This is a genomic window from Halomonas sp. BC04, assembly GCF_000568385.1.
The window spans coordinates 1-11,638 of record NZ_AZQX01000192.1; the positions used below are offsets into that span (position 1 = coordinate 1).

13 protein-coding genes and 1 pseudogene are annotated in these 11,638 nt (G+C 62.5%); 4 read left to right on the top strand and 10 right to left on the bottom strand.

Annotated elements, in window-relative coordinates:
- The 9 genes and pseudogenes from Q427_RS13620 to flgB form a co-directional block, all read right to left on the bottom strand.
- Window positions 1-504 (bottom strand): rod-binding protein (locus Q427_RS13620; protein ID WP_197030640.1); only part of this gene is annotated, 504 nt, incomplete at its 3' end.
- Window positions 504-1,655 carry a flagellar basal body P-ring protein FlgI gene (locus tag Q427_RS13625; RefSeq protein WP_442905488.1) on the bottom strand — a complete coding sequence of 384 codons (1,152 nt, stop codon included), beginning with the start codon at window positions 1,653-1,655 and terminating at the stop codon, window positions 504-506. The genes Q427_RS13620 and Q427_RS13625, both read right to left, overlap by 1 nt.
- A gap of 26 nt (window positions 1,656-1,681) precedes the next feature.
- On the bottom strand, window positions 1,682-2,347 hold the full coding sequence (locus tag Q427_RS13630) for a flagellar basal body L-ring protein FlgH (RefSeq protein WP_231613691.1): 666 nt from the start codon (window positions 2,345-2,347) through the stop codon (window positions 1,682-1,684).
- 86 nt (window positions 2,348-2,433) lie between these two features.
- The gene (flgG, locus tag Q427_RS13635; RefSeq protein ID WP_043514755.1) at window positions 2,434-3,216 is read right to left on the bottom strand and encodes a flagellar basal-body rod protein FlgG; all 783 of its coding nucleotides are present in this window, start codon (window positions 3,214-3,216) and stop codon (window positions 2,434-2,436) included.
- A 49-nt stretch (window positions 3,217-3,265) separates the two neighbouring features.
- A pseudogene (locus tag Q427_RS30150) lies at window positions 3,266-4,018 on the bottom strand (flagellar basal body rod protein FlgF); the annotation flags it as partial.
- Window positions 4,019-4,056: 38 nt separating this feature from the next.
- Window positions 4,057-5,391, bottom strand: a complete 1,335-nt coding sequence (flgE, locus tag Q427_RS13650) for a flagellar hook protein FlgE (protein WP_331280636.1) — start codon at window positions 5,389-5,391, stop codon at window positions 4,057-4,059.
- Complete coding sequence (gene flgD, locus Q427_RS13655) at window positions 5,388-6,080, bottom strand: flagellar hook assembly protein FlgD (RefSeq protein WP_043514760.1); 693 nt, start codon at window positions 6,078-6,080, stop codon at window positions 5,388-5,390. Before flgD ends, flgE begins: the two co-directional genes overlap by 4 nt.
- A gap of 5 nt (window positions 6,081-6,085) precedes the next feature.
- On the bottom strand, window positions 6,086-6,493 hold the full coding sequence (flgC, locus tag Q427_RS13660) for a flagellar basal body rod protein FlgC (RefSeq protein WP_043513949.1): 408 nt from the start codon (window positions 6,491-6,493) through the stop codon (window positions 6,086-6,088).
- Between the two features lie 78 nt (window positions 6,494-6,571).
- Window positions 6,572-6,985, bottom strand: a complete 414-nt coding sequence (gene flgB / locus Q427_RS13665; RefSeq protein ID WP_043513951.1) for a flagellar basal body rod protein FlgB — start codon at window positions 6,983-6,985, stop codon at window positions 6,572-6,574.
- A 187-nt stretch (window positions 6,986-7,172) separates the two neighbouring features.
- Between flgB and flgA the strand changes: the two genes are divergently transcribed.
- From flgA to Q427_RS13680, 3 genes are all read left to right on the top strand, one after another.
- Complete coding sequence (gene flgA / locus Q427_RS13670; RefSeq protein WP_043514763.1) at window positions 7,173-7,871, top strand: flagellar basal body P-ring formation chaperone FlgA; 699 nt, start codon at window positions 7,173-7,175, stop codon at window positions 7,869-7,871.
- A gap of 329 nt (window positions 7,872-8,200) precedes the next feature.
- Complete coding sequence (locus tag Q427_RS36300) at window positions 8,201-8,293, top strand: hypothetical protein (protein WP_331280638.1); 93 nt, start codon at window positions 8,201-8,203, stop codon at window positions 8,291-8,293.
- A complete protein-coding gene (locus Q427_RS13680) occupies window positions 8,290-8,739 on the top strand; it encodes a flagella synthesis protein FlgN (RefSeq protein ID WP_043514770.1) in 450 nt (149 codons plus the stop codon). Before Q427_RS36300 ends, Q427_RS13680 begins: the two co-directional genes overlap by 4 nt.
- A 116-nt stretch (window positions 8,740-8,855) precedes the next feature.
- On the opposite strand, the gene Q427_RS13685 is transcribed toward Q427_RS13680, so the two are convergent.
- A complete protein-coding gene (locus Q427_RS13685; protein ID WP_155833567.1) occupies window positions 8,856-10,835 on the bottom strand; it encodes a sensor domain-containing diguanylate cyclase in 1,980 nt (659 codons plus the stop codon).
- Between the two features lie 332 nt (window positions 10,836-11,167).
- On the opposite strand from Q427_RS13685, the gene Q427_RS13690 reads away from it, so the two are divergent.
- Window positions 11,168-11,638, top strand: a 471-nt coding sequence (locus Q427_RS13690; RefSeq protein WP_155833568.1) for a PAS domain-containing protein, incomplete at its 3' end; no start/stop codon positions are given.

Consider the following 11,638-nt stretch of genomic DNA (forward strand, 5'->3'; position numbering starts at 1 on the left):
AGTCTCCAGCTCGTCGAGGAAACTGGCGGGCGGCGCTTCGGTCATGCTGTCGACACGGCTCTCGCCGTCTTTCTCATCCTCGACCCCATCCTCCTCGGCAGGCTGCAGTGCATCCTTGAGGACACGTGGCGTACCGCGAGGAATGCCGGCAATCAGCTCGTTGAGCTCACGATCGACTTCCTGCGCCTGCCGACCCGCCCCGACTCCCTGGCTCTGCAGCTGGGCAACCAGATGATCGGCCAGGCCAATGCCGCGGCCGGCCATGGTCTGTGCCCACTGCTGATCGAGCATCGACTGGTAGAACTCGGTCTGCTCGCTATCGAGCAGCCCGGTGGTGGGAGTGGCATCACGCATGCTCTTGAGCATCATCTGCAGGAACAGCGCCTCGAACTGCTGGGCGGCGCCCTTCAGGCCGGCTTCCTCATCGTTGCGCGCCGTGTGCTTGAGGCGTTCCAGGCCCTGTACGTCGAGGGCGAACTGGCTGCTGAAGTCCTGGATGCTCATCAGATGATCTCCAGATCCGCACGCAGCGAGCCGGACGCCTTGAGCGCCTCGAGGATCGACATCAGGTCGCTTGGCGTGGCACCCAGGGCATTGAGCGCGTTGACGACGTCCACCAGGTCGGCTCCCTCGACGACACGCAGGTAGGCGTCCTGCTCCTGGATCTCGATCTCGGTATCGGGCACCACCACGGTCTCGCCGTCGCCGAACGGGGGCGGCTGGCTGACCAGGAAGCGGGTATCGATCACGATGGAAAGATTGCCATGGGCCACGGCGGCACGGCGCAGGGTGACCGCGCTATTCATCACCACCGATCCGGTACGGGCATTGAAGACCACCTTGGCCGGTGCCTCCATCGGCGTGACGCGGATATTCTCCACCTGGGCCATGAAGTTGACCCGCGAGTTCTCGTTCATGGGTCCGTCCAGAGCGATGACACGCGAATTGCGAGCCGCGGCCACCGGCCGGCCGAACTCACTGTTGATGGCGTTGACCACGCGCTGGGCGGTACCGAAGTCGGCATCCTTGAGCTCGAGTTCCAGCAGACCGGCTTCGCCGCCCAGGTTGAGCGGCACTTCCCGCTCCACCATGGCGCCACCGGCGATGCGCCCGCCGGCCAACTGGTTGACCTGCACAGCGGCACCGCCGGCAGCGGCACCCATGCCGCCCACCAGCAGGTTGCCCTGGGCGATGGCGTAGGTATCGCCATCGGCACCCTTGAGGGGTGTCATCAGCAGGGTTCCGCCGCGCAGGCTGCGGGCGTTGCCGATGGATGAGACGTTGATATCGAGGCGCTGACCGGGTCGCGAGAACGGCGGCAGATCGGCGGTGACCATGACCGCTGCCACATTGCGCAGCTGCATGTTGGTGCCCGGGGGAACGGTGATGCCGAGCTGGGACAGCATGTTGGAGAGGCTCTGCCCGGTGAATGGCGCCTGCATGGTCTGATCGCCGGTGCCGTCCAGTCCCACCACCAGGCCATAGCCCACCAGCACGTTGTCACGCACCCCGGAAAAATTGGCAAGCTCTCGAATCCGCTCCGCCTGGACCGGCAATGCCAACAAACTTGCCAACAGCAGCACCACCAGTTTCGCCGACAGGCGGTGGGCATGGCGCCGCGGGAGCGACAGGGTGAGCGTCTTGAACAACATCATGGGTACGCCTCGGTATTCGGTCATCGTTAGAAGGGCGAAATATTGAGGAAGAACCGCTGCAGCCAACCCATGTGCTGCGCCTCATGGATATAGCCACTACCCACGTATTCGATACGGGCATCGGCCACCGCCGTGGACGGCACCGTGTTCTGCCCGGTGATCGTCCTGGGATTGACCACGCCGGAGAAGCGGATGAACTCCACGCCCTGGTTGATGGCGATCTGCTTCTCGCCGCGCACCCTCAGGTTGCCGTTATGCATCACCTCGAGCACCGAAACCGTGATGGTACCGGTCATGCTGTTGCTGGCCTGGGAGCCGCCACCGCCGTTGAAGCTGCTGTTTCCGGAAAGGTCGCCGGATAGGTCGATGCCTTGCTCGGCCAGGCGCTCCAGCACATCGGGGAGGGCCGAAAGATCGAGCCCTGCCGAGCCGCTGCGGTCCATGTTGGACTGGGCGTTCTTGCTGGCACTGACCTGCTCATCCAGCACAATGGTGAGGATATCGCCGATCATGCGCGGCCGCCGATCCTCGAACAGCGGCTGGGAGCCGCGATGCGCCTGGTAGATCGAGCCATTGGCCATGCGAGGCGGCGGCTCGTTAATGGCGATCTGTTCCTGCTCCCCGACTACGGAGGCGCGGGGAACCTGGGCGCACCCGCCCAGGATCAGCGCCGCCAGGGCGAGGAGGACCATGGCCAACCTCGTTATGGAATAACCCGCGCCTTTCATGCTTGCTCGCTTCCCATGGCAGGGAGTGGAAATCGTCATGCCGTCGTCTATCAGAGCTGGCTCAACCGGGCCAGCATCTCATCGCTGGTCTGGACGGCGCGGCTATTGATCTCGTAGGCGCGCTGGGTCTGGATCATGTTGACCATCTCCTCCACCACGTTGACGTTGGAGGTTTCCACGTAGCCGTGAAACAGGCGGCCGGCACCGTTCATGCCCGGCATGGCCTCGTTACGCGGACCCGACGAGGTGGTCTCGCGGTAGAGGTTGCCGCCGATGCTCTCGAGCCCGGTCGGATTGACGAAGGTGGAGATCGTGATCTGCCCCACTTCCATCGACTGGTTGTCACCGGGTTGGGTGACCGAGACGATACCGTCTTCGCCTATGGTCATCGACAGGGTGGTCGGCGGCAGGATAATGGCCGGCTCCAGCGGATAGCCGTTGGCGTTCACCATCTGACCGTTCTCGTCGAGCTGGAAACTGCCGTCACGGGTGTATGCCGTGGTGCCATCCGGCATCAGCACCTGGAAGAAACCATTGCCGTTGATCGCCAGGTCGCGGGAGTTCTCGGTATGCTCCAGCCCGCCCTGGGTGTGCAGTCGCTCGGTGGCAACGGGACGCACGCCCGAGCCCACCTGCATGCCGGAGGGCAGTCGGTTCTGCACATCGTTCTGGGCACCGGGCTGGCGGAGGTTCTGATAGAGCAGATCCTCGAACACCGCACGCGAACGCTTGAAGCCGTTGGTGCTGACGTTGGCCAGGTTGTTGGAGATGACGTCCAGCTTGACCTGCTGGGATTCCAGGCCGGTCTTGGCCGTCCATAGTGACTTGATCATATTCGTTTCCTCGGGCACCGCTCGATAAGTGCCTAGCTGTCAGGCCATCAGCCTGAATAGAGAGCAGGTTATTGGCCCGCTGGGCGTTTTCATCGGCAGTGCTGATCACTTTCATCTGCATTTCATAGCGCCGCGCCACGTCAATCATCGAGACCATCGCCTCGATGGCGCTGACATTGCTGCCTTCCAGGGCACCGCTGGCGACCCTGGCATTCTCATCGGCAGGGAGCGCGGCCACTTCGCCATCGGCGTTGGGCGCCGGACGGAAGAGGCCATCATCGCCACGCAGCAGCGCCTGTTCCGGCGTGACCAGCTTGATCCGCCCCATGTCCACCAGCGCTTCGGGGGTCTCCCCTTCGCCATAGCCGCTGAGGGTGCCGTCGGCACCCACCGACAGGCTGGAGCCCAGCGGCACGATGATGGGTCCGCCGTCGCCGATGACCGGCCGCCCCACCAGGGTGACCAGGCCGTCGCCATCGACCTCCATGTCGCCCCGCCGGGTGTAGGCCTCGGTGCCGTCGTCACTCTGCACGGCAATCCAGGCGTCACCTTCCAGCGCCACGTCCATGGACCGCCCGGTGTGGTTGATGGGACCCGGTGAAAAGTCGCTGCCCGGCGTGGATGCCGCGACCGACACCCGGGTCGGCAGCGCGGCTTCGCCCTCTACCGGCACGGCGCGCATGGCATGCAACTGGGTGCGAAACCCGGCAGTCGACACGTTCGACAGGTTGTGGCTGACCACCGCCTGCTGGTCCATGCTCTGCTTGGCACCGCTCATGGCGGTATAGAGGATGCGATCCATGGCTCGGCTCCCTTGGCGCTAGGTATTGGAATTAGCGCTTAGCGCAGGTTGATAGCGGTCTGCAGCAGCTCGTCCTGGGTCTTGATCGTCTGGGAGTTGGCCTGGTAGGCCCGCTGCGCCACGATCATGTCCACCAGCTCGCGGGCCATGTCGACGTTGGAGGTCTCGACGGCGCCGGAAACCACGCTGCCCAGCAGGCCGGTACCCGGCGCGCCGACCAGCTCCTGGCCGGAGGCGGCACTGGCCGTCCAGACGTTGTCACCGGCGGGGGTAAGCCCTTCGGGGTTGCGGAAGCTCACCAGGGAAACCTGGCCGGCCGGGCGCGACTGCTCGTTGGAGTAGTTGCGCATGATGGTGCCATCGTCGTTGATGGTGATGCCCACCAGGGTGCCGGAGGTGTAGCCGTTCTGGTTCAGGCTGCTGACCGTGGAGGTATTGCCGAATTGGGTGGTACCGGCCAGGTTGAGGGTGAATTCCAAGTCTTCCGGCTCGCCATTGAAGAACTCAGCGGAGAGAAACCCGATGCCGGGAATGGCTCCATTGGCGTCAACGTTCCCTGCACCAGTCTCCAACTTGCCATTCGAATCGAACTGTAAAGAGAATTCAGTTGGAACATTACCGCCTAAAGCTTGGCCATCCATGCTCATCTTGGCTGTCCACTCATTGGCGTTGTCCGTCTTCTCATAATAAACGGTAATATTCCGTGGATTGCCCAAGGAGTCGTAGACAGTAAAATTATTCGAGTAATGGTAATTGATTGGCACCATATTGTCGTTCTGATCACGAACTTCGACTGTACTCAATTCCTCTTCAAACACCTTACGGGCATCCAAGTTGAGCGTGGTAGCCACGTTGGTTGTCATGCTCGCATCCAGCTCTTCCGCGGAGACATTCAGGGGCACCGGCTGACCGCCCGCCTGGACCTGGCCGGCGGCATTGAGACCGAAGCCCATGATCTGCGCGCCCTGGGCGTTGATCAGGTCGCCTTCGGAGGTCATGGAGAGCTGGCCGTTGCGGGAGTAGACCACTTCGCCGCTGGGGTCCTGGAAGCGGAAGAAGCCATCCCCGGCGATGGCCAGGTCTAGGTTGCGGTTGGTGGACTCGACGTTGCCCTCGTTGAAGTTCTGCATCACCGTGGACACCCGGGTACCCAGGCCGACCTTCGAGCCGGCGAAGACATCCGAGAACTGCACGTTGGAACTCTTGAAGCCCACCGTCTGGGAGTTGGCGATGTTGTTGCCGATAGTGCCAGCTTGGACGCTTGGGAGTTCAGGCCGCTCAATGCTTGGGAAAAGCTCATGTTTCGTTCCTCTGCCTACCGAATTTTGTGCCGCTTTCGCGGTTCTGATTAGGAAACCATTGTTGCAAATCAAAGAATCTGCTTGACGTCACCCAGGCCGACCTGGCCGTAGATGGCACCGAGATCGAGCTTCACACCACCATTGCCGTCGGGCGGTGTCACCCCACCGACCACGGCGTAGTTGAGCGTGGAGGCATCGAGTGTCTTTTCGCCGCTGGTAGCTTCAACACGCACCCGATAGGCGCCTGGAGCCGCCGTTTCACCCTCGGTGGTCCTGCCGTCCCAGGTAAAGGACTCGACCCCCGCCTTGACCGAGCCGATGTCATAGCGGTTGACCACCTGGCCACTGGCATTGGTGATCGTCACGCGGACGTTCTCGGCCGACTGGCCAAGCTCGATACCGAAGGGCGTGGTGTGGGCATTGCCCTCTTCATCGGTTTCCATCAACACACGGTTGCCCGGCACCAGCACGCCTTGACCAATCAGCCCGGCCGCCTGCAGCGTCTGCCCGGCATCCATCTGGCTGGTGATGCCCTTCAGGGTCTTGTTGAGATCCTCGATGCCGCTGACGGTGTTGATCTGGGCCAGCTGGGATGTCATCTCATGGTTGTCCATGGGATCGAGCGGATCCTGGTGCTGCATCTGGGCGATCAGCAGGGTCATGAAGTTGTTGCGCAGGTCGGCGGCCTGACTGGCATCCCGGGCTGAAGAACCACCCTGGTTCATGCGCGTGACGACACTGGAATCAATGGTCGTGGACATGGCGATTATCCCTCACCCAGGGTGAGTGTCTTGAGCATCATCTGTTTGCTCGTGTTCATGATTTCGACGTTGGCCTGGTAGGAACGAGAGGCCGAGATCATGTTGACCATCTCGTGTACCGGCTCGACGTTGGGCATGGTCACGTAGCCCTCTTCATTGGCCAGCGGGTGCTCAGGGCGGTATTCCATGCGCATGGGGGAGTTGTCCTCCACCACACTGCGCACGCCTACGCCACCGATGCCATGGGCACCCTGGTGGCGGGCCTCAAACAACACCTGCTTGGCGCGATAGGCCTCGCCATCCGGCCCCGCCACGCTGTCAGCATTGGCCAGGTTGCTGGCCGTGACGTTCATGCGTTGAGACTGGGCGCTCATGGCCGAGCCGGCGATATCGAAAACGGAAAACATCGACATGGTGCGATCTCTCTCTGGTTCTTCCGGCTCTGGATTTTCCGGCTCGGATGACTCTGGCCCGGGTTACTCTAGCCCGGGTTATTCGGGCTGCATGGCGCTCTTCAGCCCCTGGATCCGGCTGTTGAGGATGGTCAGTGCCGCCTGGTAGCGTACGGAATTGTCGGCGAACTGGGTGCGCTCGCGATCCATGTCCACCGTGTTCCCGTCCAGGCTCGGCTGGTCCGGCACCCGATACAGCAAGTCCTGGCTCGGCGGCGCGAAGCCCTGTCCGCCCAGATGCCCCGCGGATGTCCTGGCCAGTGACAAACCGCCACCGGATGAGCGACCATGCTCGACCGCCTTCTTGAGCTCGCCGGCAAAGTCCATGTCCCGCGCCTTGTAATTCGGCGTATCGGCGTTGGCGATATTGCTGGCCAGCACCTTGTGCCGCTCCTGGCGCAAGCCCAGCGCTTGCTGGTGGTAGTTAAAGGCGGCCTCGAGCTTATCGATCATGCCGGCGCTCTCCGTGGTCGAAACCCAATATGAACTGTGTGCGGAACTTGTTGAGAGTGAAGAATAGCCAGAGTGGTGTCACATCAATGGCAAGAACAGACCGGTTTTCCGCATTCATTTCCGCTGTTTCATGAGTTCACCGGACGCTAGAATTCACTGGCACCATCACCAACCTCGGCCAAATGCCATGCTGCGTCACCCCTTCAAGCTCCTGCTCACTCTGTGGACGATCCTCGCCGGCCTCGCTCTGCTTTCCGGCACCGCCAAGGCCGACGACGATGCCTTGCTCCAGGCCGTGCATGGCTTTCTGTACAGCGAGGCGCAGTCCCTGGGAGAGGAAATCATCATCGAATTGCGCCCACCCTCGGCCCGGCTGCCGGAGTGTGTATCGCCCCAGCCCTTCCTGACCCGAGAAGGGGAGCTGCCGATCGGCCGGGTGTCGGTGGGGGTACGCTGCGGAAGCGATGGGCGCCAGGTGCGCTATATGCAGGCTGAAATCGGCGTTCTCGGCGAGTTCCCGGTGCTGGCGACCAAGCTCAACGCCGGCGACACGGTACGCCCGGAGCACCTGGAACAACGGCAGGGCAACCTGGCAGAACTCCCCAACAATGCCCTACTCGATTCGGAACAGATCATCGGCCAGGTCGCGACTCGCACGCTGCGCGCCGGCCAGCCGCTACAGGCCCACCAGTTCCGCTCGCTGCCGCTGGTGGAGCGCAACCAGCGTGTCGCGGTCGAGGCTCGAGGCGCAGGGTTTCGGGTCTCCCGCGAAGGACAGGCACTGGAGCCCGGCGGCCTGGGCGATCGCGTCCGGATCCGCTTCGACTCCCGCGAGGTGGTCACCGGACAGGTGGCGGGAGAGGGGTTGGTGATCGTCGACTTCTGAGTGGTGGTTCGACATGCCCTGCCGACACTCACCTACACTGATGCTAACGGATGCACCTCACGTGCATACGCTATATCATGCCTAAAGTTTTTCCTGGCGCAGCCGATAGCGTGTAAAAGCACCGGTCACGAGGCCAATATAGTGAAGATCAACAGCCAGAACCCCCTGACGCGCCCGACACCGCCACGCGAAGAGGCGCAGCCAGTCAAGGCCCCAAGTCAGCCCAACCAGCAGGATGCGGGCCCCGCGGCCACGACTCACCTGCGCCAGAATGCCACTGACAGCTCCCGCGACATCGACACCGCCAGGTCGATGAGATTCGCGAAGCCATTCGGGAAGGACGCCTGGAAATTCGTGCCGACCGCATCGCCGACGGGCTGATCGAATCGCTGCAATCGACGGCAGGCAAGGGTGACGAATGAGCCTGATCAAGCTTCTCCGCGAGCAGCAGCAGCGCCTTGACGGCGTGATCCAGCTGCTTGAGCAGGAGCGCGAACTGCTTGCCGCCGCCGATATCGACGGGCGACAGCTGGCCGCGATTGCCGAGCACAAGCAACGGCGACTGCAGCAGCTGGAAGCCACCGAGACCCTGCGTCGCAATGTCCAGCAGCGCCTGGGCTATGCAGAGGGTGCCACCGGCGCCCGCCAGGCCGCCGAGGAAGCCGGCTGCCTGGACGAGTGGGAAAGCACCCTGGAGCGGACGCGAAAGGCCCATCGGCTCAATACGATGAACGGTCAACTTGTCGGCCTGCGCATGGGCCAGAACAAGCGCCTGCTCGAATTCATCCACGAGGCTGCCGAGAAGACGACCTATGGCGCCAGCGGTCGAGTGAGGGCGCAGCCGGGACGCTTCAATACCTCTGTATAGCCTTTGTCAGTTCGCTCATACTGCCAGCCTTTTCCTGCCGAGCGCTTCCTGACGATCCCTTGTCACTATCTCCAATCCCAGCCAGGCCATAAGGCTTGCGGCGTTGGCTCGCCCAGCTACCACAGTGAGTCGACCAGGCTCTCGTCGTCCGGATCTGCCATGACCACGGTGTTGCGCCCCCTGGCCTTGGCCTTGTAGCTGGCGGCATCGGCGCGGGCCAGCACGGTCTCGACCGCATCATCACCCTCCTGGAAAGCCGTCACCCCCATGCTCAGGGTGATGTTATAGACCTTGCTCTCATTGACCACGGTGACCTCGGAAACCACTCGCCGCAGGGATTCCGCAATCTCCCCGGCCTGCTTGAGGGTGCAGCTGGGCAGCAGCACGGCAAACTCATCTCCGCCCTGGCGGGCCACATGGTCGCTACGACGGACTTCCCAGGCCACCACCTGGGCAATGCGACGAAGCATCTCGTCGCCTAGCGCATGCCCGCCCTCATCGTTGATGGGCTTGAAGTGATCGAGGTCGAACAGGATCAACACCGATGGAGTACCGGTCTTGGCATATTCCGCCAGCGCCTCCTCCAGGCGACGCTCGAAACCCCGGCGGTTGAGCAGCCCGGTCAGCGGGTCGTGCTCCGCCTCCCAGCGCTGCAAGGCTTCCTGCTGACGACGTTCGGTGATGTCCTTCACCATACCCACGAAACCCAGGGGCTGGTCGCTACCCCTCACCTGGCTTGCATGCACTTCCACCCACAGAGTGACCCCATCCTGATGGTGAAAGCGCAGCTGACGCATGAAGTCGCTGCCGGTCGAAAGGGAGTGACGCCACATATCCAGGGTGCCCTGGCGATCGTCCGGATGAATACGCTCCCACCACTCGCTGGCGCTACAGGACGCATCGAGCCCCAGCAGCTCCAGTAGCGCCGGGTTCATGTAGTTCAGGTGCCCCTTGAGATCGGCGACGAACATGCCTATTGGCGTGGACCCCAGCACCGCATCGAGAAAGGCCTGGCGATCTTTCAGGTGCTCCAGGGCCGAAAGCCGCTCATGCTCCAGGCGATTGAAGCTGCTGGCCACCTGCCTCAACTCTTCCATGCTGGTGGACAGCGCCAGGTAGCGACGCTCCCCTGCCCCCACCTGGGCGATCTGACGCTCCAGCCGGTGCAGCGGTTCGAGCATGCGCCTGACCAGCCAGCGCATGCTGAACATCAACAGCACCGCCAACCCCAACCAGGCCCACCAAAGCGTAACGAGATAGTCACCCAGCGGGGCACGAACCTGTGACCGGGGCAGCGATACCTTGACGATCCAGTTCGCCGGCCTGATCTGGCGATAAGACATCAGCGTCGACTCGCCATTGACTCCACGGGCAACGGTTTCTCCCTCCCAGCCCTCCAGAGCCAGGTCGAGTGCCGGTAATCCGTTGAACGCCTGGCTGCTCGTCCGCCGGGGATGAAACAACGCCTGGCCCGACGCAGAGAACACGGAGATACGCCCCTCCTCGCCCAGCCAGCTTCGCTCCAGCCATTGGAACAGGCCGCCCCCCGCCAGGTTGACCATTCCGCCGACGACACCGCCGAATCCCCCCTGCTCGTCGATCCGCGGTACCAGCATCAGTACCAGGTTGTCGCCGCTGGCTCTACCCATGAAGGGCTCACTGACGTAGGGCTCCGGAGTGCCGCTCAACATGCGAAAGTATTCGGTGTCCGACGTATCAAGGCCGGCACGCCCCTCAACCACCGGCCAGTCGGCAAGCACAATGCCATCGGGCCCGGTCACCATGATGCCCTCGAACCATTCCATCAGGGCCTGGTTATGCTCGAGGAAATCGCCCAGCTGCTCCGGGCTCATACCCTGCAGGCCCGGCGCCAGACGCGTCAGGGCATTCAGACGACGATTCACCTTCTCGGTCAGGCCATCGGCTATCAAGCGCGACTCATCACGCAGGTGATCAAGGTTGACCTCATCCACCAGCGCCTTGCCATACTGCCAGGCCAGCATCAACAGGATGCCCACGATGACCAACCACGTCGCGGCAAGACCGGCAAGCAGTCGTCCCTGCAGGGAGCAGAGAAATCGAGTCAATGCTTCCATCCGAACCGATATGCGCAACGCGTTCCCCTTTGGCGATATAATCGGGAGTCGAGCGATCCATCCACCGTTAACGACGCCGAGCCTGCAACCACACCCTTGGCGACCCTGCCTCAGGGAACGAATTCTTTCCTCTTGTATCGGCACCCCATTTCCGAACTTGAGACCCGCTCAGGCGTCAACACTGAATGATTATTGGTTTTTTCAGGGCAGCCCCGAATTTAACCTTGCTCAGCGCTAAAGTCTGGGCGTCTTATGACGATATTCTCTAGTATCAACGTCGAAACCCACCTCGACGTTAAAACCAATGCAGCAGGGGCTGAGAAAGCGAATCGATGAGTCCACACGGTAAACGCCCACCAGGCGACAGGGTCAGCCCCCTGGCCCAACACCCTGCACGGCTCATACAGAGCGCGTTCGAGCAGGGGCAGACCGGCATGGTCCTGACCGATGCCGCCGGACTCATCGTGCTGGCCAATGACGCCTTCTGCCGAATTGCCGGCTGCGAGCGCAGCGAGGTCGCAGGCTGGCCAGTCGAGCACTTCTTCCTCTCCTTGCGGACGCCCTCGATGCTGGGGTCCGACCCGGACACGAACGCCGAGGAACCCACTTCCTGGCAACAGGAAGTGCTGTGCCGCCGTGCCGACGGTGAGTCGATGCCCGTCCTGATGACCGTGGATGGCCTGCGCGATGAGCGCCAGCGCCCACACCACTACCTGCGTACCTTTGTCAGCCTCGCCGCACCCACTGGCATACAGCTCGGCGACAGACACTGGGTCCATGTCGACCCGATGACAGGCCTGCCC